The organism is Planococcus shenhongbingii (genome assembly GCF_030413635.1).
GTDB classification, from domain to species: Bacteria; Bacillota; Bacilli; order Bacillales_A; family Planococcaceae; genus Planococcus; species Planococcus shenhongbingii.
Window position 1 is genome coordinate 2,312,997 of record NZ_CP129235.1, and the last position, 21,549, is coordinate 2,334,545.

The window sequence follows — 21,549 nt, forward strand, 5'->3', positions numbered from 1 at the left end:
TCCTTCTTTACCACAAGAAAAACTGCTTTAAACGGTTACAGCAATTCGGTGTAATCGTATTGATTTTCCAGATTGACTTCATGTTTATTATAGCGGCGCTTGAATAATTTGTAAAAATGAGCAACTAGTACTTTAATGATGGCGTAGGCTGGAATGCCAAGAATGACGCCCGCAATGCCGAACAGAGATCCTGCTGTAAGCAACACGAAAATAATCGTGATTGGATGAATAATCATCGTTTTCCCCATAACTTGCGGCGAAATCAAGTTGCTTTCAAAGATCTGTACGATCGTCCAGACAATACCGACCTTCAACAGCATAAATGGCGAAATCACAATCCCGACAATGGCTGCCGGTGCAAAAGCGATTGCCGGTCCAATATAAGGCACGATGCTGGTAACTCCAGCCAGGAAGCCGAACAGCAATGCATAATCAAGTTTGATGATTAAGAACCCGATATACACCATCACACCGATAAAAATCCCGACGATGATCTTTCCTTGGATATAGGCACCGATTTGGCGGTCCGCTTCATGGAACACAGATTTTGTGTCTTCACGGAACCGTGGCGGCAAAAGTTTCAGGATAAAGGCAGGAAATTTTTCACCGTCTTTCAACAAATAAAACAAGATGAAAGGCACGATGATAATGGATAAAACAACGCCTGTAACCGTGCTGATGAATTCCGTCAGCCGAGACAGCATGCTCGTGGCAGTTGCCTGGAAAGTTTCGTTGAATGTACTAGGCAGCGTAGTAAGCAGCTCTTCAATATTCAAACTCGAATTAATATAGTATTCGCCGATATACGATGTTCTTAAAAATGCATCGACATCTGTCAGCAGCTGCATAAAGTAATCCGGAAACTCCAGAATCAGCGTTTGCGTCTGCTCCCGCAAAAATGGCAGCACCAGCACGATGAGCAAAGTAAGCAACCCGGTTAACGCCACAAAGATGATGACAATTCCCCAAATTCTCGGTATCCGGAAGCCTTCCAGCATCCGAAGGACCGGGCGCAGCAAATAATACAGCACAAGTGCCAAAATAACCGGCAGTAAAATGGTTTTCAAGAACACGAGCAGCGGTTCGAATATGAACGACACTTCCCGGAATATGAAAATAACCAAGCCGATCAGCACCAGCGCGATCAAAGTGAATAATAAGTTGGTTCCTCCGAGAAAACGGATAAAATTTGTTGAGAAGAAAGATTGTTTTTCCGTCTCCATGCCACTCCTACTTTCTATTAATATCGGTATGCATTAATTTTAGCATATTATCTGATATTTTAATTGAGTGGTTGTGATAAAAATTCGGAAAGGGCTTGTTTGTTTTGTTCCAAATCCATTTCGATGACCGAGCCTGCGTGAGAGTAGCTTTGGAAGCTATAACTGTTTTTCACGGGAATTGTCAGGCGTTCCAATTCACCGCCGCCGCTCATCGCCAACTGGGCAGCCAGCTTTACTTGGTCAGAAGTGGAAACGTCGGTCTGGATATAGCCTTGGACCGCTCCAGCAAGTTTCGGATATTTCGGAATCGCCGAAACGCTGATCAGTTCATCTTTCAATGCCGCAAGAGCTTGCTGCTGGCGGCGGACCCGGCCGAAATCGCCTTCTTCGTCAGCACGGAAACGTGCGTACCCAAGAAGTTCCTTGCCATTTAAATGCTGGACGCCTTGCTCTAAAGTAACGCCGATATTTTTAGACATGTCTTTTTCGACATCCACTTCCACACCGTTTGGCGCCGCGATATCAACCAATTGTTCGAAATTCGAGAAATCGATTTGGGCGAAATGATGGATTTCCACCCCGAACATGCCACGCAGCGTATCTGCCAGGAGATCCGCACCGCCCAAATAATAAGCGGTGTTCAATTTATACGATTGATAGCCTGGTATATCGGCGTAAATGTCACGCATGAATGAAGTCAATTTTACTTCATTCGTTTTTTTATCGTGTGATAACAGCATCATCGTATCCGACCGGGATTTTTCTTCTCCCCGTGAATCGACTCCGACAATCAAAATATTCTGGAATTCCCCATTCTCTGGGTCGCCGTTGAATTCCACTGGTTGTTGTTCTGTATTTTCAGCTATCTTATATCCGCTTTGAAATTGCAAAAAAGCATAAATTCCTGCTGCCGCCACTGCGATGAACAACAGGAGCAAAACGCCTCGAAAACGTAAGCGTTTCTTTTTGCGCCGTTTTCTGGTGGGCTGTAATTCTTCTTCCATAATTTACACGTTCCTTTCTAGTTGGTGCCTTATATGAGACGTCGGTTGGCATGAAGAAGTTTCTGCTCAATCATTATAATCATTTTCATTGTCGTAAAACAGTGGGAATGGTAAGATTTTTTTAATACAAGCGAGAGGAGTCACCACTTATGACAGAAAAAGCGACATTTGCAGGCGGCTGCTTCTGGTGCATGGTAAAACCATTTGATCAGTTTGACGGCATTGAAAGCGTAGTTTCGGGCTATAGCGGAGGCCATATTGAAAATCCCACATATGAACAAGTTAAAACCGGCACCACCGGCCATTTGGAAGTGGTGCAAATCACGTTCCACCCGGATATTTTCACCTATGATCAGCTGCTCGACATCTTCTGGCAGCAAATCGACCCGACGGACAATGATGGCCAGTTCCAGGACCGCGGCACCCAGTACCGTCCGGCCATTTTCGTACATAACGAAAAACAGCGGGAACTAGCCGAGAAGTCAAAACGTCAACTCGACGCGAGCGGCCGCTTCCAAAAGCCGGTAATCACCGAAATCTTAGATGCTGCCCCTTTTTATGCAGCGGAAGATTACCATCAGGACTTCTATAAGAAAAATGCGGAGCATTATAAAAAAGACCGTGCCATTTCTGGCCGCGACGAATTCCTTGAAGCAGTTTGGGAAAAAAGTGAAGTTACGAACTGAAAAAGCATCTACAGAATGGCGTGAAACCTCTATAGGATTTCACGTCGTTTTTTATAGCTTAGGCATAAACTGAAAAAGGACAGCCCGCTTTCGCGGCCGTCCTTTGATCACATCATTTACTATTTTTTTCGGTTTTATTGCCATTAATGATCTCCCCGAGTTCCAGCAATTCCCGTATTTCATAAGTAGGCCGGATGCCGGTTGTGTTTTTCTTGCCGAACGGGTTGTACCAGCACGTATCGATGCCATAATCCGCACCGCCTTGAATATCCGATGTCAGCGAGTCACCGACTATCAGTACGCCTTCTTTGCTGCTGAGGCCGAGTTTCTCGAATGCATAATCGAAGATTCCTTTATGCGGTTTTTGGAAGCCGGTTTCTTCAGAGATGATCAAGTGCTCGAAACGGCCATTGAAAGGTGAATTTTGAATGCGCGATTTCTGGACTTCTCCAAAGCCGTTTGTGATAATCGCCAAACGACAGTCATCGAGGCTCTCCAATAATTCCTCCGCTCCCGGCATGATATGTGTTTCCTTCCCCAAATTTTCCAAATAGAGCTTTGAGAACGTATCAGCGCTGATGTCCAGTTCATGCTCGAGAAATAAGCGCTTGAAGCGCTCAATGCCAAGTTCCCGAATGGCCATTCTCCCTTGTTCCAATTCATGCCAAAGCACTTCGCTTATTTTCCGGTAGCTGGCATGAGTATCGGCAAACCCTGTCGGCATATCGTGTTCCATAAAAGTATTATGTAAAGCCGAATGCTCCGCTTTCTTAAAATCCAGCAATGTATCATCAATATCAAATAAAATTATTGTGTATTTTTTCATTATTCCCCAAGCCTTTCCTGAAAATCATTCACTGTCGAACCAGCCTTTCGAATAGAACCAGGCAAACATACCTCCTCCAAGCAGCAGCATGACGGTCAGGATAGCATAATATCCCCCTTGCCATTGCAGTTCCGGCATATAGTTGAAATTCATGCCGTAAATGCCGGCGATGAACGTCAGCGGCATGAAAATGGTCGTGATTACCGTGAGCGTCTTCATGATATTGTTCATGCGGTAAGAGTTCAGTGAAATATAATTATCGCGGATATCGGATGTCAGTTCTCGGTTCGAGTCGATCATATGGCTCAGTTTGATCAAGTGGTCATGGATATCCTGGAAATAAGCCCGTTTATGTTCCTGCAGGATAAAGCGTTTCGACTCCAGGATGCGGTATACCAAATCTCTTGTGGGAATGACGATCTGGCGCAATTTGAATAAATCCCGGCGCACCAGGAATGTCTTTTCCATCACGTTTTTATCGGCTTTTTTCACGCGGTCAGTGTCTTCAATAGCAGCGAGCTGGTCTTCCAGGTCTTCAACAAGTGGGAAAAAGGAATCCACCACTTTATCCATCAATTTATACGTCACTTCCACCGGTTTGAATTGGTGGTGCTTGCTCGGATGGCTGAAAAAATCCCAAGTGATATTGACTTCTTTCAAATCCTCGAAATGAAAAGAAACGATGAAATTATCGGCAATAAAAACGTCAATTTCTTCCGCTTCCAGCGTCTCCTGGTTAAGAGAATGGAATACCAGGAAATTCACGTCTTCGTAGTACTCCAGTTTGGGCCGCTGCAGCGAGTGGATGCAGTCTTCAATCGCCAGCGGGTGGAAATGGAAATGGCTGCTTAACAGGCCGATTTCTTCATCCGTCGGATCAATAAAATCCACCCAATACCATTTCATGTCTTTCAGCGCCTCTAGCGGCGGATTGATTATCATCTTATCTTGTTGGTTGATTGCTTGTATTCGTATCATTTTGTTCCCCTTAGCTTTTTTTATTCAACAGTAAAGTAAATACTGCGAGTATGGCCAGATACACCAAAAACAGGATTAATGTAATGTCATGTGTTCCGTAGCGGTCATAAAGGATGCCAATGGCAAACGGCATGGCGCTTGAAATGATATAGCCGCCTGACTGGATCATCGCAGTCCAGCTGTTGACGTCATCAGCCCGGGTATTTTCATCGAGCGGCATCAATAACGCTATCGGAAACAATCCGCCAAGCGTAATGCCGAGGAAAACTGCGGCCGGCCAGACGAACGCTGTCCCTCCTGCCATCAGCATAACGATGCCCACAGCACCGGAAAGCAATAACACCATGGTCCAAAACAGGCGGCTCGGGAATTTCTGCAACAGCATCGGAATGGATAAATTGCTGATCAGCTGCACCAAAGACATTACCGTCAAGGCAGCACCGGCTGTCAACACGGTCATGCCTTTATCGCTGGCAATCGGTGCAAACCAAGTGATGAGCGAGAAAAACAGCGCCGACTGGAAAGCGAAAAACAGCAGCATATACCAAGCGCGCTTGTTCTTCCACGGCGAGACGGAAGGCGCCCCTCCAACATCAACCGCTTCATCTGCCGGCTCTTCAATGCGCTGCCAGAGAACCAGGGCCACGATAGCCAGCAAGCCCCAGCTTGCCAGAGCCAGAGGCCAGTTTAAAATGGTATAAAACACACCGGTCAGGCCGCTTGCCAAGGTGGCGCCAAGCCCCATGCCAAATGAGTAGACGCCGATTAATGAAGCGGTCCGGGTTGGAAAATTGCGTTTGATCATCGCAGACAATAACGGGCTGATGATGGCGATGGCCAGGCCAATGAAAAATGCGCTTGCGAGCAGCACCGGATAAGACGGCACAATGCCGCGCACCAATGTCAATGTGCCGATGACAACGAGTAAAATTGAAATCGAGCGCTTCATGCCGAATTTTTTGTTGAAGCTGACGGCAAACGGCGCGAACAGCCCCATGCAAAAAACTGGAACGGAAGTCAGCAGGCTGATTTGGCTATTGGATAAAGACAAGTCGGTGCGGATGGTTTCAAGCAATGGACCGATTGAAGATATGGCGGGCCGCAAATTTAATGAAACGAAAAAGATGGCCAGGACCATCAGTCCGAGAGTCGTTTTTTTTGAATGGGCAGTCACTGTGTTATTCCTCCTGTACAATTGATGCAGACAAACTTGTGTTCCCTGGCTTGAGCTATTAAAATGGATGTGAAAGGCGGGCACAAGTATGAAACTCGTAAACTGGAGCTATGCAAAACGATATAATATCAAAGCCATTTTTGATGACTTTCCTCATGTCGTCGTATTGTTCCGCCAAATCGGCGGCTATTATTTCATCTTTTCGATGAAAGGCTTAACAAAAGAACATATCCCGACACGCAGAGATTATGTGCGCATGGAATATTTGCTCAATAAAGACCTTGGCCTATTAGAAGCCTATAAAGAAAGAAAATATAAATAAGCCCATGGTTTCGCTTTAACGAGCAAAGCTCGGCTTTTGCATGCGGGAAATCTACTGGCCGCAAAAGCCCGAATGAAGTTTCCCCTTTATAAGTTTATCCCAGTCTGTTGCTGAATGCTATCGATTTTAGCGGCTTTCGTGGTATACTATTCTTATTGTGAAATTTGGGAGGTACGTATAAATGATAGCAGTAAATGATGTAAGCCTTCGCTTTGGCGACCGCAAACTTTTTGAAGATGTGAATATCCAGTTTAACCCGGGGAATTGCTACGGATTGATTGGTGCCAATGGTGCAGGAAAATCAACGTTCATTAAAATTTTGTCTGGTGACTTGGAAGCACAAAGCGGCAACGTATCAATGGGATCCGGCGAACGTTTGGCCGTCCTGAAACAGGATCACTTCGAATACGAAGAATTCCCTGTTCTTGAAACAGTGATCATGGGCCATAAAAAGCTGTACGAAATCATGGCAGAGAAAAATGCCATCTATATGAAGGAAGACTTTTCTGATGAAGACGGCATGCGCGCCGCTGAACTGGAAGGCGAATTCGCTGAACTCAACGGATGGGAAGCCGAATCTGAAGCTGCAATCTTACTTCAAGGCCTTGGCATTTCCGAAGACCAGCTCGATAAAAAAATGGCTGAATTATCCGGTTCAGACAAAGTGAAGGTATTGCTGGCACAAGCCCTATTTGGCAAACCGGATGTTCTTCTTCTGGATGAGCCGACTAACCACTTGGACTTGAAAGCGATCCAGTGGCTGGAAGAATTTTTGATCAACTTTGACAACACCGTCATCGTCGTATCGCATGACCGCCACTTTTTAAATAAAGTATGTACGCATATTGCCGACCTTGATTTCGGAAAAATCCAGCTATATGTCGGCAACTACGACTTCTGGTACGAATCAAGCCAGTTAGCGACTCGTTTGGCCGGTGACCAAAACGCGAAAAAAGAAGAAAAGATCAAAGAGCTTCAAGCGTTTATCGCGCGTTTCTCTGCCAATGCTTCCAAATCGAAGCAAGCCACTTCACGGAAGAAAATGCTCGATAAAATCGAATTGGACGATATCCGTCCTTCATCCCGCAAATATCCATTCGTCAACTTTACCATCGGCCGTGAAATCGGCAATGATGTGCTGACAGTAAGAGACCTTAGCCAAACTGTTGATGGCAATCAATTATTGAACAACATCAGCTTCAATATGAACAAAGACGACAAAATCGTCTTGATCGGCGATCCGCTTGCTAAATCGGCGCTTCTCCGCATTTTGGCTGAAGAAGACGAGCCTGCTGAAGGGATGATCCGCTGGGGTGTCACAACTTCACGTGCTTACTTGCCGATCGACAACTCGGCTTACTTCGAAGGCAGCGAACAATCCCTAGTAGATTGGCTTCGCCAATATTCTCCGGAAGACGAAAGTGAAACTTTCCTTCGCGGCTTCCTCGGCAGAATGCTGTTCTCCGGTGAAGAAGTGAAAAAGAAACCTTCTGTTCTTTCCGGTGGCGAAAAAGTGCGCTGCATGCTGTCGAAAATGATGCTGTCCCACGCCAACGTCTTGCTGTTAGATGAACCGACCAACCACTTGGACTTGGAATCCATCCAAGCGTTGAACAACGGCATGATCGCGTTCAAAGGCGCCATGGTCTTCACTTCACATGACCATCAGTTTATCCAAACGGTTGCCAATCGCGTCATTGAAATCCTGGATGATGGAACAATTCTTGATAAGCAATTGACTTACGATGAGTTCCTCGAATGGAAAGAAGCACAAGGAATCACAAACTGATCCATACTGAAAAATCCCGCAAGCCGTTTCCGGCTTGCGGGATTTTTTATTGCCAAAAAAAACGGGCACAATCGCCCGGCTTTTTTACGTTTTGATTAAACTTTCATGAAACGTTTCACTAAACGGCCTGCTGGCAATTTGGAAACGAATTTATTCCCGGAATTTGAAATTCCACGGACGACAGATAATAGTTCGACGTCTCCCGCCCAATGCTCTTCGATGACTTCAATCGGAAATTTATTCAATAACGTATTGATGACAAATACCGCTACAACAACGTCATCCAGGAATCCACCCGGCCCGATCAAAATCTCCGGAAGGAAATCCATCGGTGCGATAAAGTAGAGAATACCAGCCCCTACCGCACCTTTGCTTTTGGCGTCAATACGGCTGTCGAGCATAAGTTTCGCCAGTAAATGGAACAAGTCAGGAGCGAACAATACGTATTGTCCGACTTTGCCGACGGCGCCCGGTTTATTATCAAGCCATTTTTGTATTTTGCTGCGCAATTTCTTATAGAAATCCTGTTGTTCTTCTATACTTGGAAGTGGTTTTTTCAAATATTCATTGGTCATAGCAATTCCCCCAGTTCATTTTACTTACTCTATACCTTCACGGCTTGTTCATGAAACCCTTGCTTCTTTTAAAAAATCAAAGTCACATTTGTGGCAATCCGTTCTTTTTCCGGAGTTCCTTGTACCGGTATGAATTTCACTTGCTGGCCTTCGTTGAGCATAGGGAATTCGTCGATATTGGAATGTTCTGTATGGGTATAGAACATTTCACCGTTATCCCCTCGGATATAGCCGAACCCTTTTTCTTTATCGAACGAAACCACAATGCCTGTCAAATCTCCTTCTCCGCCGAAATTGCTCATCTAAAAACCTCCTGTATAATTCTTTTCCCAGATGGTGAATTATACCCTCTTATAGGCAGTGTCTAAACAATTCCTCCTTTATTCAATAAAAGAACCGCCCTTTAAAGAACGGTTCAGCCAATTCCTTCTATTGTAATAGAGTGCCTTATTTCAACCCCACTGCTGCAAATGCATCTTTGACGCTTTTCACTTCTTTGCTGTCTGCCCCGTATAGATCAGTTGCTGCTTGGACAGCAGAAGCCTGCAGCTGTCTGAATTTGGTGGTTGGCGTCAAATATTGGGTCAATGTGCGGTAAAAGATTTTACCGGTTTTATCATTGCCGATTCCTTGAACTTTGATATTGTAATGCGTCCCGCCATTTGCCAATAAATACGCCGCTTTATTGGTGATGGAAGAATTGATGTGGACTCCCCCGAAATCTTCTGTACCCAAATAACGCTTCGTATAATGATCAGGCAATCCATTGGCTGTCGGATCTGCCAATGACCGAAGCGCATCTCCAGCGATGTCTGGCGTAACGATGTCTTCTCCTATTTGCCAATCCGGATTTTTTTGGTATTCATCCTCGACCAGCACTCCGAAAATATCGGACATCGATTCGTTAATGGCACCCGAATCATTCCAGTAAATCAAGCCCGCTGTCGACTGGGAAACTGCATGCGTCAGTTCATGGGCAATGACATCGAGCGACCCGGATAAAGAAATGAATTTTTTGCCATCTCCGTCTCCATAAACCATCTGAGTGCCGCTCCAAAAGGCATTGTTGTAATTCTTGCCATAATGGACAGTTGAAACGAGCGCCGCTCCTTTGCCATCAAAACTATTGCGCTTATGCGCCTTCTTGAAATAATCAAAAGTCATGCCGGCATAAACATGGGCATCTACTGCCGCACCGTCAAATGCTGCATGATAGTCATCATCCCGATCCAGCCACAACGTGCCAGGAACTTCTGTCAAATTGGCAGCGTTATAAGTGAAAATTCCCTTTCCGCGCGTGCGGTCGACCAAATAGGAACCTGTTGAATTCAGCACGGTATTCACTTTCTTTTTATCACCGAGCACTCCAGTCCCGCCTGACACTGAATCGGTGCCTTCCGGAATGCTTAGCGCAACCGCTTTGTGCAGTTGATTGTAATATTCAATCACTTGGCCTGTTTGTGCATCAATAAAATAATGGTAATTACCGGGTTCCGGCGACAAAAACTCAAACTGCAAATGGTAAGCAAGTTTTGCTGCTTTGCCGTCCATAAAAATCACAAGTTCCGGTTTTTTCTCTCCAAGGATTTGGGGAGGCTCGGCAAGCAGTTTCTCCAGGCTGCCGAGCGCAATTGCCGAAGCTTTGGCAGCCGTCAGAACCGCACCGCCTTTAAGCGCATCTGCTTCCGTTAAGTCAGGCACCACTTCACCAGACACCGATGTCAGCACCCCGCTTGCATTGACATGTGCGGAAAGCACCGATCCATAAACAGGGATGCCATTGAACATTTGCTGAAGCTTTACATTCGTCATGCCAAGTTCGTCTTTCAACTCGCTGATTTTTTTGAATTGTTGAGACTCATTTTCTGCAAGGCCATATAGGTTTTCTTTTACTTCCAAATAAGAATAAACAATTTCCACTGCTTCTTTTTGCGAAGAAGGGGTCAGACTGCCGGCAATGAAGTTTGGCGCATCGCTTTCAGGGTTCACATAAACTTGTTCATTTGTGGCATTATCCGGCGCTGCATAAACAGAACTTGAAGCTGCAAAGAGCAAAGCGGCAGATAATCCAATGCTGCATATATTCCTTTTCCTCATTTTCATCCGCTCCTTTTAGGACTGCCAGAGATTGGTTCATATGTCCATCTTAACCACCTGAATATTCAGAATAAATAGGTTTCAGTATGTGTTTTATTGGTCTTGGTACAGGTGTTTATACCTGTTTTGAAGGATGTGTAAAAGAAGCGGTCTTTTAGCTCAGAACGAAAAGAGAAATCTAACTTCTCCACCATAAAAAGAACCGCTTACAAGAAGCGGTTCTCTTACTTAATGGTATTCAGTTAACACCCACAGCATTGAATGCCGCTTTAACGCTTGCTACTTCAGCGCTGCTGGCTCCATATAAATCCGTTGCTGCTTGAATGGTGGAGACGCGGTAATGGCTGTAATTGGAACTCGGCGTCAAATATTGAGTCAAGGTGCGATAGAAGATTTTTTCTGTTTTGGCATTGCCGATGCCTGTTACTTGCACGCCGTAATGGGTGCCGCCATTCGCTAGCAAGAACGCGGCTTTATTGCTGATGCCGGAATTGATGTGGACACCGCCGTTGTCACTCGTTCCAACGTAGCGTTTGGAATAATGGTCCGGATCGCCATTCAACGTCGGATCTGCCATCGACCGCAGAGCATCTCCTTTAACAGCCGGCGTATAGATGTCTTCGCCAATCAGCCAGTCTGGATTATTATTGAAATGATATTCGACCAAGGTTCCGAAAATATCCGAAATCGATTCATTGATTGCACCGGATTCGTTTTGATAGATGAGGTCAGCTGTCGTATCCGTCACCGCATGCGTCAATTCATGGGCGATCACGTCAAGCCCTCCGGAAAGCGGGATAAATGTCGAGCCGTCCCCGTCGCCATAGACCATTTGCGAACCGTTCCAGAATGCATTGTTATAGCTGCGGCCATAATGGACCGTGGAAATTAATTGCGCCCCGTTGCCGTCATAGCTGTTGCGGTTATGGGTGTTCTTATAATAGTCGAATGTCTGTCCAGCATAGACATGGGCGTCTACTGCAGCGCCGTCATAAGCTGCATTGTAAGCATTGTCTGCATCCAGCCACAGGGTGCCGGGTGTTCTCGTGCGGTTTGCGGCATCATAAGTGAAAATTCCGTTGCCGCGTGTCCGGTCAACCAAATAAGAGCCATTGCTGTTAACTAATGTGTTTAAGGTTTTGGCATCTCCCAGCACCCCTTTGCCAGTTGCAATGGAATTGGTTCCGGAAGGAGCGGTTACACCGGCCGATGGTTTCGCTTCATGGATCTGGTTATAAGCTTCCAGCACTTCTCCACTTTGTGCATCGATCAAATACTGGTAATTGCCGGGTGAAGGCGCTAAAAATTCAAGTTGAATGCTATAAACGTATTTCGCCGTTCCTTTGTCCAGATAAACAACCAGTTCTGGAGATTCCTGATGATCTATTTCCGGTGCTTGTCCCAAGTTTGTTTTTAAATCGGCAAGGGCGATAGCTGCTGCTTCCGTTTTTTTAAGCTGAGCTCCTTTATTCAATTTCACTTGTTTGGATAATTCCGGAGCCAATTGCCCAGAGACGGATACCAGTACTCCATTTTCATCAACATGCGTTGTAATAACTGAACCGAATACCGGTACACCTTTGTACATTTGCTGGAGCTTCAGGTTGTTAAAGCCCAGATCGTCTTTCTTTTCACTGACGACTTTAAAATTCGCTTTTACATCTTTGCCGATTTTATAAAGTTCTTCTTTCTCGGACAAGTAATTATAGACAATTTCCTCGGCAGAGTTTTTCGAAGGCATTGTCAGTTTCCCTACAATAAAATCGGTTGATTTGCTTTGCTGATTTACGTGCACTTTTTCTGAAACGGCATTATTTGGTGCAGCATAAACAGAAGCGGAAGCAGCGGATAAGGCCAATGCAGCGGCCAAGCTTAAAGTCAGTAATTTCTTTGATTTCAATAGTTTTCACTCCTTTAATGTGCCGTCTCTGTCAGACGGTTTATTAAAGGATAACTGTTCCATTATTCTGAAGATACAGGCTACTTTATCTGTTTTTATTTTCCTTAAAATATGTTAATTTACATTCTAATAAAAGAATTTTCAGCAAATTCAAAGGCGACTTCTATCATTTAGACTGCTCAACGATACTTTTTTGCGGTGTTTTTTGTCATCGTTGCAAATTTTGTTGTCGCGGCACAAAAAAAGACCCGCTCACTGGTGAGCGGGTCTGGAGATTAAATTTTAGTTACATTTGTAGCTTGAGGTCCGCGGTTGCCTTCCTCTACTTCAAACTCTACTTTTTGTCCTTCGTCAAGCGTTTTAAAGCCATCGCCTTGAATCGCTGAGAAGTGAACGAATACGTCATCTCCGCCTTCTACTTCAATAAATCCAAAACCTTTTTCTGAGTTAAACCATTTTACTGTACCTTGTTGCATGTGTAAAAACCTCCTGGGATTAAAAAAATTTTCAATATGGAATTTTTCCATAAAAAAATTCACATATTCAAAAAAGTACCATCACTTGCTGATCACTTTTTTGAATAGGTGAATAGCTGTTTCTGGTGTAATCTTTAGTTCTATAAGTCTATTATAGCAATTATTACTGATAAGTCAAATAAATCTAAAAACTTTTTATAGGCTTTTTGTTATAAATCCACAACAGTCCATGATAAATTTGCATATCTTCTTCACAGTCTTCACAAAATGCCCATTCTTCTCTATTCCAGAAAGCGATTGCTGCTTCTCCTTTCGATTTTTGGAAGGAAAAATCCTGTGCCAAAGTTTGTTTCATTTGATTGAAATAAGTAGTAGCGTCCTCGTAGTTATCAAACTCTTTGCACGACACAATGTCTTTTTCCCAGCCATCGAATTGCCACCACGGTTCTTCAAAGCCTCTTAAATAAAAAATTTCATGCATGCTGGCCAGCTCCATTTCTTCCTACTATGCATTTTCCCAAACCTTTGTAAATATGTCTAGCAAAATGGCTGCCTTTTTTCTGACAGTTCCAATGTTTGTATTGACCCCTTATTCCCTGTAAAATAGGAAGGAGACAAGGAATCAACTGAAACTTTTTGCATCTTGCATCGTATATATGTAAAGAGCATCAGTGAAGGAGGACAGTTTCATGAAGCCTTTTGAAAAATTCATCCAACGGCAGACCGTCAGCCTGCCTCTTATGACAGTCATGTTTCCTGTACTGTATATGGGCGCCGAAATCGGGCTGATTGCTTCAGGAGCAGTGGCCGCCGGAACTTATATCGCCAGTAATGCGACCATCAAACGTGTACAGCATTCATCAGACTCTAAAAAACTTGGCATGACTCGGAGTGAATACAGAAATGTACGGAACCAAGTTAAAGAAGCCAAATTTAAGATAAAGCAATTGCAAAAGAACTCATATCAAGTTCGATCGATTGCCGCTTTCAAACAATTAATGAATATGGCGAAAGTCGCCAATAAAATTGTTGGCCATGTTCAGCAAAATCCTCGAAAGTTTTATTTGGCGGAACCTTTCTTTTATTCGCATCTTGAATCCGCAGTGGAATTGACCCAGAAATACGCTTTGCTTGTTGGACAACCGGTAAAAGACCGCGAATTGAAAGTTGCCCTTCAAGACACGCGCGAAACACTTCATTTGATGAATGATGTGATGGAACGCGATTTGAAAAAAGTACTGTCAACCGATGTGGAACAGCTGCGGATGGAACTCGATTATGCCCGCTTGACTGTTGATCAGCATAATAACCAAAAATTGCTGGAACAGCCCCCAATTGATAACGAAGGAGACGTGGAACATGACAGAAAATCGATCGAATCAAAGTGAACTTGACGATCTGCTCGGCAATCCTTTTGGCATGGAGCCGGTAAAGCAGGAAGTTAATCTCGCCAAATCCGACGGACAGCCGGTAGCTTTAATGGAACGGCTTACGAAAGATGAACAGGAAAAAGCGCGGGAACTCGCTAAACAGATTCCAGCAGGTAATTATGAAGCTATTTTAACATATGGAGCGAACGCGCAAAACCAGCTGAGCCAGTTTTCGCATAAAATGCTGGACCATGTACAATCCAAGGATATCGGCCCGGTCGGGGATGTCTTAAATGATCTGATGAAAAAATTGCAGGAGCTTAATCCGGAAGAATTGTCGCAAAGCAAACGCTCCGGACTGCGCAAATTATTCGCAAAAGCGAAATATTCCGTTCAGGAAATGATGACGAAATATCAAAAGCTGAGCACGCAAGTGGACCGCATCAGCATTCAGCTGGACCATTCAAAACGCGGCCTTTTAGAAGACGTCCAGATGCTTGAACAATTATACGACCAGAACAAAACCTATTTTCAGGCACTGAATGTCTATATTGCCGCAGCTGAGCTGAAACGGGACGAAATTTTAAATGACACCATTCCAGCGCTTCGCCGCCGGGCTGAACAATCGAACGACCAAATGGCCTATCAGGAAGTCAATGATATGGCGCAGTTTTTGGACCGTCTCGAAAAACGCTTATACGATTTGCAGTTATCGCGCCAAATCACCATTCAAAGCGCACCGCAAATTCGGATGATCCAGCAGACCAACCAGACGCTGGCCGAAAAAATCCAATCGTCGATCATGACTTCGATTCCTTTATGGAAAAACCAGATCGCGATTGCTTTGACGTTAAACCGCCAGATGAAGGCGGTTGAAGCTCAGAAACAAGTAACCGCTACAACAAACGAACTATTGCTCAAGAACTCTGAGATGCTGAAAGTGAATTCCATTGAAACCGCTAAAGAAAATGAACGCGGCATCGTGGAAATCGAGACGCTGAAACAAACTCAGGAAAACTTATTGAGCACGATTGAAGAAACTCTGCAAATTCAAGCAGAAGGACGCAAAAACCGCAAAGCCGCTGAACTTGAAATCGGCCGCATGGAAGAAGATTTGAAACAGCGCTTGCTATCGATCCAAGACGACCGTGAAGGCCGCGCATAATTTATTTAACCCCCGGAAGCTTTCGAGCTCCCGGGGGTTTTTATGGTTATTTTGCTGGAATTGGAGGCGTTTGGGTGTTTGGACAGTATTTTTGTCGGGGCGGACAGTATTTCGCCGCTCCCGGACAGTATTTCTGTTTGACCGGACAGTATTGTGGCAAAGCAGGCCAGTAAATTCGTTTTCCGGGAACATCCAGCTTCCCTTCTAGCCAAAAGCTTGATTGGAAAAGCCCTCCGCGCATGCGCGGAGGGCTCCTTGGCTGGTTTTCGCGCTGCGAAAGCCAGCCGGTTGGGCAGCAACAGTCCATGAAATGGACTGTTGCTGTTTCAAAATCGTGTTTTTTTCGGTTATTGGCCGTATTTTCTTCGTAACCGAACGTATTTCAGCAGTTGCTGGTCATATTTTTCTAGCTACTCGTCGTATTTCGAAAACAATCCTGTCTTAGCCGGACTGGATCACTAAATGCAATGTCCGCTTCAAGAGCCGCAGCGTCTGCTCAACAAAATGTTCCAGTGAATCGGCACTGACGGATTTATTGCCATACATCATGCGGTAAAAGGCGGCTTGTTCTTCTGTTGTGGGTTCGCTGCTCAAAAACAAGTGCAGCACTTCGATGCCTTGCTTTTTCGCCTCGGAAACCGCGTTTGCGGTATCAATGACGCCGTTCTCTGCGTAGTTATAGGCAGAAGGCTCTCCATCGGAAAACACCAGCATAAAGCGGTGTTTTTCCGTTCTTTTGTTGACCCGGTCGGTCATCCAACGAATCGCAAATCCGTCCCGGTTGTCTTCATGGGCTTCCATCGATACAATTTCCTGTGCATGGTCCCGGTTGCCGTCTTCAAGCTTGTGCATCCATTCGAAATAATTCGGCTGTGCCGCGTCACTCGCTTCATAAGCATCCTCATAGAACATTACGATATCGTGTGGCACATTCAACCCGCGCAGCACGTCATGGAAAAGCAGCACCGCTTGCTTGGTCTCATCGAGTTTATCAATCATGGAAGCAGAGCCGTCAATCAACAGGCAGAAGACCGCATCCAGTTCTTTGGAAGGTGCGGTTCTGCGGTAAAACGGTTTCGGCCGTTCTTCAATCACTAACGGCAAAAGGTTCCGAGACAAACGCCCGGCATTGAGGTTATGGCGGACATCCTGGCGGCGCTGGGTCATGCGCTTTTTCAGCTCACGAAGCAATGCCCGTACATACGGGGCTTGTTTACGGCGCCAGTCTTCAATGTTGTCCCGCTGGTCCTGCTGCACTTGAATTCTTTTTTCGGTATAGACGACTTGATCATTGGCTGAACCGAATTTGCCGCTGGCTTGTTTTGCAGCTTTTTCCGTTTGGCGGTCTGCAGCATCGTTGTCTTCCTGATGGTCTCCACGCGAATCGCCTTTTGCAGTCTGCTGAATTTCTCCAGTGCCTTCCTCTTCTCTTCCGCCTTCTGCATAACTGGAGTCGCCGCGCTCCAGTTCAAACTCCATCGCCGGTGCTTCGGATATTTCTGTTTCCCGGTGCCACGACTGAAACCATTCTTCAATCGTTTCAATTTCTTCTTCCTGGTCGCGCTGCTCGGATTCTATGCCTTCATGGTAGCGGAAAGGCGGTATACTTTCGACCGCTTCACCGAAAGTGTAATAACTATGGACCATGTCTTCTTCGAGCATATACTCCAAGCGTGGAAGCATGTTTTCTACAACTATGGCGCAGTCGCGAGTGGACTTTGCATCAAAGATTCCTGACCATAGAAAGAACAACGGTCTCAATCCATCGCTGCCTGGAACTTCTTCGCCTCTCAATTGCAGATAAGCTGCATTGAGGAACGCATCCGCCAAAAAACCTTTTTGCTTGTTCTGTTTATAGCGGTCTCTGTGGTAATCGCGGTAAATGCTTTCACGGACAGCAAATGCCTCTGCCGTTCCCGGACGCTCTTTGCTGATTTTTTCAATCAGCCTAAATTCTTCAGCGCATAGCAACAGCTGCTCTTTTAAATTCGGCAGTTCAGTTGATGCCTTTTTGAACTTGGCCCACGCCCGTATACTGAAATACCGCCAGTATCCTGCTCCAAGGAGATAAATGTCCGACAGATATCCGTTCCGTTCAATCTGCTTTGGTCGATGCCGCCAAAAAACGCTGACTGAAACAGACGATTCCGATGGGCGAAATTCAATTAATTGCCTGGTCGTCACTTTCAAATAAGGCGCATCTGCCAAAGCTCCGGCCAGCATTTCCATTTGATGCAGCATTTTCGTATTGATGGTTTCATTATTAAATTGAATAAAACGATTCACTGAAGCCATTTCCTTCACCTACTTCTTCCAAGTATTGGCCAAGTCCATGAATAAATCCCGTTCACTTTCGTCTTCCAGTTTTTCAGCAATGGCGTATTTCACCGCACGCAATGGATCCATATGCTGTGCTAATGCGGTAGCATCAAGCAAACTTCGGATAGACGCCGCTTCTTCAGACAACAAGCCATTTTCCACTTGTTTCATCAAGTCCGCTGCAAGGTCCAGCATAAAGGATTTTAAGCCAGCATCAGCATCCGGGAATTCCCGGTTCCATAACTCTTGAAGCTGTTCTCCTGTTAAGTACGGGATAGGATAGGCGATAAAACGGTTTTTCAATGCTTCGTTCATCGGAGCTGTACCGATATAGCCTTCATTGATTGCGGCAATGACGCCGAAGTCCGGATGCGCTTCAATGACTTCCCCCGTAAACGGGTTAGTCATCATCCGCCGGTGGTCCAGCGCACTATGCAAAATCGGCAAAGTTTCAGGTTTTGCCATATTGATTTCATCGATATACAGGAAATGCCCTTGCTTCATAGCGGTTACGACCGGCCCTTCCACAAATTCAATGCGGCTCTCGCCACCGCGCTGGACCAGTGTCTTAAAGCCAAGCAATGCTTCAGCATCCAAGTCCACCGAGCAGTTGATGCTTTGCATCGGCTGGGAAAAGGTCGACGAAATGCTTTCAGCCAGCTTGGTTTTCCCTGCTCCAGTCGGACCTTTCAGCAATACGGGCTTTCGCAGCACGACTGCAAAAAGAATATCTTGCCATAAGTTTTCATCGGGTGCGATATAGCCGCCTTTGCCGATCAATTTTTCATAATCATCGTGTTTGCGTGTTTTTCTGTTTCGGATATCTTGTTCGATCATTGCCATTCTACTTCCCTCTTTCCAAATAAAAAGCCGATGAACGGTCATCGGCCTGTTTTGTTATTTTAAAATATAAAGTTGCTCTTTCGTTAAGTGAAACGCATTTCCGCTTTTCTTATTCAAAATAGGTTTTATAGAACCCTCCGACTTTGCCTGTGTTGTCTATGACGAAAATGAATTCTTCTGTTTCATTTTTCACTTCGTATGTCTTTCCTTCAGTCAGCACATTCGATACAAGGAACTTTTCCGCATTTGTGTGTTTGCATGTTGCTGTCCGGATTGTTTCTTTTTCGAGCCATTCGTTGTGAATCACAGTCCTCACCCTTTTCTATATGTCTATTCATTTAGTATAAGGAAAAATCGCGGAGATTTCAATTTTCCTTATTTTTTGGAGGCTTTTGATAGAAAATAGTACCGCAGCACAATACCGCCGACAATCAGCACGGTCAGAGCAATCAGAAAGATTTGGAGGTTTTGCAGGATGGATTCGTAGGCATATGGGAATGTCCGGCCAAGGTTAAAGTAAATGAACATCCAGACAAAACCGGCAGTGTAGGCGTATAGCATATACTGCATGAAGGGATAGCGATTAGCTCCTACGACATACGGCATCGCCCAACGGACGCCTGGCAAGAAAAAGCTGAAGGAAATCGCCATTTTCCCGTGCTTGTCCATGAATTGCGTAAATCTGTCGATTGTGCCTTTTATACGGGTACGATTTAGCCGATCAAGCAGACGTTTTCCCAGAACACGACCGAGGAAATACGCAAATGTGTTGCTGGTGATTAACCCCAAATAAGCAGAGATAAATGCATAAATCGGATTGAAATAACTGATTTCTGTTAGGACGCCGGAAAAAGAAGCCGCCACTTCGTTAGGCAGCGGCATGCCAAACAGCAGTAGCCAATTGAAAATGAACATGCTGACATAACCATATTTTTGCACCAATTCCATTAAGAATGTTAAGTCCATCGATTCCGCCTGCCTTTATTTCTACTACTTCTATCATGACAAAAAAAAGATGGCCCTGCAACGCAGGACCATCCGTAGTGAAATATAAAAGTGTAAAATTATGGCTAAGCTGTGTAAGCCGCCTCTGTTTTTGAGTGTTAGCTTGTCCAGCTTCAAGAGCCAGCTTCTCGGGTCATATGCCAACCCAGCTGTGCGGCAAAGAGCGCCGCTTCTCCGGTCTGTCTAGAACCCATATTGCTCCTGTCTCTGCATCGCTGCGCTAGCTTCGAGACATGAAAGTGCGTTGCAGCACTTCGTGCTTCGTCGCAAAGAGATGTCCCAAACTGCTTTTGGTTCATCTCTTGCCTGTCGAAGCTGAACGGCTCTTTCCGCTTTTCATTGTCCAGCTCCGGCGGCCAGCCTCTCGAGGTCGCTTCGGTCTTGCTGTTTAAGGCAAAGAGACGCCTTAAACCTCAAGTCCTCCAGCGCTTGTCGAGGCTTACTTGGCCGCCTGCGCTTTTCTACTTAAGATTCTAGCAATAGGTCTTCTGGATTTTCAATCAAGTCTTTGATCATTTTCAAGAAACCTACAGAATCGCTTCCATCAATTACGCGGTGGTCATAAGAAAGAGCCACGTACATCATTGGACGGATTTCGATTGAATCGCCGATTGCGACAGGGCGTTTTTGGATTGTGTGCATTCCAAGAATCCCTACTTGTGTACCGTTCAAGATTGGAGTAGACATCAATGAACCGAATACACCTCCGTTAGTGATGGTAAATGAACCACCAGTCATGTCAGCGATCGAAAGTTTTTTGTCGCGTGCTTTCTTAGCAAGATCAGCGATGCTTGCTTCGATTTCAGCGAAGTTTTTCTTATCTGTATCGCGTACGATCGGCACCACAAGGCCTTCTTCAGTTGAAACAGCGATGCCCACATCAAAGAACTGCTTTAATAAAACATCTGTGCCGTCAAGTTCAGCGTTCACATATGGATATTTTTTAAGTGCAGCTGTGACTGCTTTCGTGAAGAATGACATGAAGCCTAAGCGTGTTCCATCATGATCCTGTTGGAACTTGTCTTTTTTGCGGCTTCTTAATGCCATAACATTTGTCATATCGATTTCGTTGAAAGTAGTTAACATTGCTGTAGACTGGCGCACTTCCAATAAACGCTTCGCAATTGTCTGGCGGCGGCGTGACATTTTCTCACGGATCACGCGGCCAGATTCTTCGTCTGAAGAAGGTGCAGCAGCTTTTGGAGCTTCTGCTTTCTGAGCAGGCGCACTAGCAGCAGCCGGTTGTGTGCCATGAGCTTCTACGTCTTGTACACGTACGCGGCCCATCGGGTCAACCGGAGAAATTGCAGCAAGGTCGATGCCTTTTTCACGAGCCAGTTTACGGGCTGCCGGGCTTGCGATTGTACGGTCGGTTGAAGACTGTTCTTCAACAGCCGGTGCTTTTTCCACCGCTTCCATTGTTGTGCCAGCTCCAGCTGCTGCCGGTTCTTCTGCTTTAGGTGCTGGTGCAGATGCTTCCGGTGCCGGTGCAGCGCTTCCGCCTGAAGCAGCGCCTACGATTGCAATCACTTGCCCAACTTCCACAGTGTCGCCTTCTTGAGCCAAATGCTCTTGAACAACGCCCGCTTCTTCAGAAATAACTTCAACGTTTACTTTGTCAGTTTCCAGTTCAACGATGAATTCCCCTTTTTCAACTGTCTCGCCTGGCTGTTTCAGCCATTGTGCGATCGTTCCTTCTGTAATCGATTCTGCTAATTCTGGTACTTTGATTTCTGCCACAAAAAATTCCTCCTTAGATTATCTCGCTTTTATGGACCGGGAACTTCTGCCCCAGAG

General features: G+C 45.3%; 21 protein-coding genes. 5 read left to right on the forward strand and 16 right to left on the reverse strand.

Going from position 1 to position 21,549, the window contains the following annotated elements:
• Positions 1 to 35: 35 nt before the first annotated feature.
• Both QWY16_RS11380 and QWY16_RS11385 read right to left on the reverse strand, forming a co-directional pair.
• Complete coding sequence (locus QWY16_RS11380) at positions 36 to 1,223, reverse strand: AI-2E family transporter (protein ID WP_300989338.1); 1,188 nt, start codon at positions 1,221 to 1,223, stop codon at positions 36 to 38.
• Positions 1,224 to 1,282: 59 nt separating this feature from the next.
• Positions 1,283 to 2,227 (reverse strand): LCP family protein, encoded by a 945-nt coding sequence (locus QWY16_RS11385; RefSeq protein WP_300989339.1) that lies wholly within the window; start codon positions 2,225 to 2,227, stop codon positions 1,283 to 1,285.
• A gap of 149 nt (positions 2,228 to 2,376) precedes the next feature.
• On the opposite strand from QWY16_RS11385, the gene msrA reads away from it, so the two are divergent.
• Positions 2,377 to 2,913, forward strand: coding sequence for a peptide-methionine (S)-S-oxide reductase MsrA (msrA, locus tag QWY16_RS11390; protein WP_300989340.1), 537 nt, complete (start codon positions 2,377 to 2,379; stop codon positions 2,911 to 2,913).
• Between the two features lie 112 nt (positions 2,914 to 3,025).
• Here msrA and QWY16_RS11395 read toward each other — a convergent pair whose 3' ends face one another.
• From QWY16_RS11395 to QWY16_RS11405, 3 genes are read right to left on the reverse strand one after another with little or no spacing between them, the layout of a single operon-like run.
• Positions 3,026 to 3,739 (reverse strand): YjjG family noncanonical pyrimidine nucleotidase, encoded by a 714-nt coding sequence (locus tag QWY16_RS11395; protein WP_300989341.1) that lies wholly within the window; start codon positions 3,737 to 3,739, stop codon positions 3,026 to 3,028.
• Positions 3,740 to 3,763: 24 nt separating this feature from the next.
• Positions 3,764 to 4,717: a magnesium/cobalt transporter CorA gene (gene corA, locus QWY16_RS11400; RefSeq protein ID WP_300989342.1), complete on the reverse strand. Its 954-nt coding sequence runs from the start codon at positions 4,715 to 4,717 to the stop codon at positions 3,764 to 3,766.
• 10 nt (positions 4,718 to 4,727) lie between these two features.
• On the reverse strand, positions 4,728 to 5,891 hold the full coding sequence (locus QWY16_RS11405) for an MFS transporter (protein WP_300989343.1): 1,164 nt from the start codon (positions 5,889 to 5,891) through the stop codon (positions 4,728 to 4,730).
• A gap of 88 nt (positions 5,892 to 5,979) precedes the next feature.
• Here QWY16_RS11405 and QWY16_RS11410 point away from each other — a divergent pair, with 88 nt between their 5' ends.
• Together QWY16_RS11410 and QWY16_RS11415 are read left to right on the forward strand one after the other, a co-directional pair.
• The gene (locus QWY16_RS11410; RefSeq protein ID WP_300989344.1) at positions 5,980 to 6,213 is read left to right on the forward strand and encodes a protein YuzH; all 234 of its coding nucleotides are present in this window, start codon (positions 5,980 to 5,982) and stop codon (positions 6,211 to 6,213) included.
• Positions 6,214 to 6,394: 181 nt separating this feature from the next.
• Positions 6,395 to 8,002 (forward strand): ABC-F family ATP-binding cassette domain-containing protein, encoded by a 1,608-nt coding sequence (locus QWY16_RS11415; RefSeq protein ID WP_300989345.1) that lies wholly within the window; start codon positions 6,395 to 6,397, stop codon positions 8,000 to 8,002.
• Positions 8,003 to 8,097: 95 nt separating this feature from the next.
• Here the strand turns inward: QWY16_RS11415 and QWY16_RS11420 are convergent, their stop codons facing one another.
• The 6 genes from QWY16_RS11420 to QWY16_RS11445 form a co-directional block, all read right to left on the reverse strand.
• A complete protein-coding gene (locus QWY16_RS11420; protein WP_300989346.1) occupies positions 8,098 to 8,577 on the reverse strand; it encodes a YkvA family protein in 480 nt (159 codons plus the stop codon).
• Between the two features lie 68 nt (positions 8,578 to 8,645).
• Positions 8,646 to 8,879 carry a cold shock domain-containing protein gene (locus QWY16_RS11425; RefSeq protein ID WP_300989347.1) on the reverse strand — a complete coding sequence of 78 codons (234 nt, stop codon included), beginning with the start codon at positions 8,877 to 8,879 and terminating at the stop codon, positions 8,646 to 8,648.
• A 145-nt stretch (positions 8,880 to 9,024) separates the two neighbouring features.
• Positions 9,025 to 10,674 (reverse strand): M4 family metallopeptidase, encoded by a 1,650-nt coding sequence (locus QWY16_RS11430; RefSeq protein WP_300989348.1) that lies wholly within the window; start codon positions 10,672 to 10,674, stop codon positions 9,025 to 9,027.
• A gap of 238 nt (positions 10,675 to 10,912) precedes the next feature.
• Positions 10,913 to 12,574 carry a M4 family metallopeptidase gene (locus QWY16_RS11435; RefSeq protein WP_300989349.1) on the reverse strand — a complete coding sequence of 554 codons (1,662 nt, stop codon included), beginning with the start codon at positions 12,572 to 12,574 and terminating at the stop codon, positions 10,913 to 10,915.
• A gap of 275 nt (positions 12,575 to 12,849) precedes the next feature.
• Entirely contained in the window at positions 12,850 to 13,050 is a 201-nt protein-coding gene (locus tag QWY16_RS11440) for a cold-shock protein (RefSeq protein ID WP_106531680.1), read from the reverse strand.
• Between the two features lie 184 nt (positions 13,051 to 13,234).
• Positions 13,235 to 13,531 (reverse strand): DUF1033 family protein, encoded by a 297-nt coding sequence (locus QWY16_RS11445; protein WP_300989350.1) that lies wholly within the window; start codon positions 13,529 to 13,531, stop codon positions 13,235 to 13,237.
• 208 nt (positions 13,532 to 13,739) lie between these two features.
• Between QWY16_RS11445 and QWY16_RS11450 the strand changes: the two genes are divergently transcribed.
• The gene (locus QWY16_RS11450) at positions 13,740 to 14,438 is read left to right on the forward strand and encodes a 5-bromo-4-chloroindolyl phosphate hydrolysis family protein (protein WP_300989351.1); all 699 of its coding nucleotides are present in this window, start codon (positions 13,740 to 13,742) and stop codon (positions 14,436 to 14,438) included.
• Positions 14,410 to 15,585 (forward strand): toxic anion resistance protein, encoded by a 1,176-nt coding sequence (locus tag QWY16_RS11455; protein ID WP_300989352.1) that lies wholly within the window; start codon positions 14,410 to 14,412, stop codon positions 15,583 to 15,585. Before QWY16_RS11450 ends, QWY16_RS11455 begins: the two co-directional genes overlap by 29 nt.
• Positions 15,586 to 16,026: 441 nt before the next feature.
• Here QWY16_RS11455 and QWY16_RS11460 read toward each other — a convergent pair whose 3' ends face one another.
• From QWY16_RS11460 to odhB, 5 genes are all read right to left on the reverse strand, one after another.
• Positions 16,027 to 17,880, reverse strand: a complete 1,854-nt coding sequence (locus QWY16_RS11460) for a vWA domain-containing protein (RefSeq protein WP_300989353.1) — start codon at positions 17,878 to 17,880, stop codon at positions 16,027 to 16,029.
• Positions 17,881 to 17,889: 9 nt separating this feature from the next.
• A complete protein-coding gene (locus QWY16_RS11465) occupies positions 17,890 to 18,747 on the reverse strand; it encodes an ATP-binding protein (RefSeq protein WP_300989354.1) in 858 nt (285 codons plus the stop codon).
• Positions 18,748 to 18,856: 109 nt separating this feature from the next.
• Positions 18,857 to 19,054 carry a DUF6501 family protein gene (locus QWY16_RS11470; protein WP_300989355.1) on the reverse strand — a complete coding sequence of 66 codons (198 nt, stop codon included), beginning with the start codon at positions 19,052 to 19,054 and terminating at the stop codon, positions 18,857 to 18,859.
• Positions 19,055 to 19,122: 68 nt separating this feature from the next.
• A complete protein-coding gene (locus QWY16_RS11475; protein ID WP_300989356.1) occupies positions 19,123 to 19,713 on the reverse strand; it encodes a DedA family protein in 591 nt (196 codons plus the stop codon).
• A 504-nt stretch (positions 19,714 to 20,217) separates the two neighbouring features.
• Positions 20,218 to 21,492: a 2-oxoglutarate dehydrogenase complex dihydrolipoyllysine-residue succinyltransferase gene (gene odhB / locus QWY16_RS11480; RefSeq protein ID WP_300989357.1), complete on the reverse strand. Its 1,275-nt coding sequence runs from the start codon at positions 21,490 to 21,492 to the stop codon at positions 20,218 to 20,220.
• Positions 21,493 to 21,549 lie beyond the last annotated feature (57 nt).

What these genes read in the sequence shown, in the direction of transcription:
- QWY16_RS11410 (WP_300989344.1), top strand. Translation starts at nt 5,980, where the DNA reads ATGAAACTCGTAAACTGGAGCTATGCAAAACGATATAATATCAAAGCC.
- QWY16_RS11445 (WP_300989350.1), bottom strand. Translation starts at nt 13,531, where the DNA reads ATGCATGAAATTTTTTATTTAAGAGGCTTTGAAGAACCGTGGTGGCAA.
- QWY16_RS11420 (WP_300989346.1), bottom strand. Translation starts at nt 8,577, where the DNA reads ATGACCAATGAATATTTGAAAAAACCACTTCCAAGTATAGAAGAACAA.
- QWY16_RS11455 (WP_300989352.1), top strand. Translation starts at nt 14,410, where the DNA reads ATGACAGAAAATCGATCGAATCAAAGTGAACTTGACGATCTGCTCGGC.
- QWY16_RS11395 (WP_300989341.1), bottom strand. Translation starts at nt 3,739, where the DNA reads ATGAAAAAATACACAATAATTTTATTTGATATTGATGATACATTGCTG.
- QWY16_RS11415 (WP_300989345.1), top strand. Translation starts at nt 6,395, where the DNA reads ATGATAGCAGTAAATGATGTAAGCCTTCGCTTTGGCGACCGCAAACTT.
- QWY16_RS11430 (WP_300989348.1), bottom strand. Translation starts at nt 10,674, where the DNA reads ATGAGGAAAAGGAATATATGCAGCATTGGATTATCTGCCGCTTTGCTC.
- QWY16_RS11425 (WP_300989347.1), bottom strand. Translation starts at nt 8,879, where the DNA reads ATGAGCAATTTCGGCGGAGAAGGAGATTTGACAGGCATTGTGGTTTCG.
- QWY16_RS11475 (WP_300989356.1), bottom strand. Translation starts at nt 19,713, where the DNA reads ATGGACTTAACATTCTTAATGGAATTGGTGCAAAAATATGGTTATGTC.
- QWY16_RS11450 (WP_300989351.1), top strand. Translation starts at nt 13,740, where the DNA reads ATGAAGCCTTTTGAAAAATTCATCCAACGGCAGACCGTCAGCCTGCCT.
- corA (WP_300989342.1), bottom strand. Translation starts at nt 4,717, where the DNA reads ATGATACGAATACAAGCAATCAACCAACAAGATAAGATGATAATCAAT.
- QWY16_RS11385 (WP_300989339.1), bottom strand. Translation starts at nt 2,227, where the DNA reads ATGGAAGAAGAATTACAGCCCACCAGAAAACGGCGCAAAAAGAAACGC.
- QWY16_RS11465 (WP_300989354.1), bottom strand. Translation starts at nt 18,747, where the DNA reads ATGGCAATGATCGAACAAGATATCCGAAACAGAAAAACACGCAAACAC.
- QWY16_RS11460 (WP_300989353.1), bottom strand. Translation starts at nt 17,880, where the DNA reads ATGGCTTCAGTGAATCGTTTTATTCAATTTAATAATGAAACCATCAAT.
- msrA (WP_300989340.1), top strand. Translation starts at nt 2,377, where the DNA reads ATGACAGAAAAAGCGACATTTGCAGGCGGCTGCTTCTGGTGCATGGTA.
- QWY16_RS11440 (WP_106531680.1), bottom strand. Translation starts at nt 13,050, where the DNA reads ATGCAACAAGGTACAGTAAAATGGTTTAACTCAGAAAAAGGTTTTGGA.
- QWY16_RS11380 (WP_300989338.1), bottom strand. Translation starts at nt 1,223, where the DNA reads ATGGAGACGGAAAAACAATCTTTCTTCTCAACAAATTTTATCCGTTTT.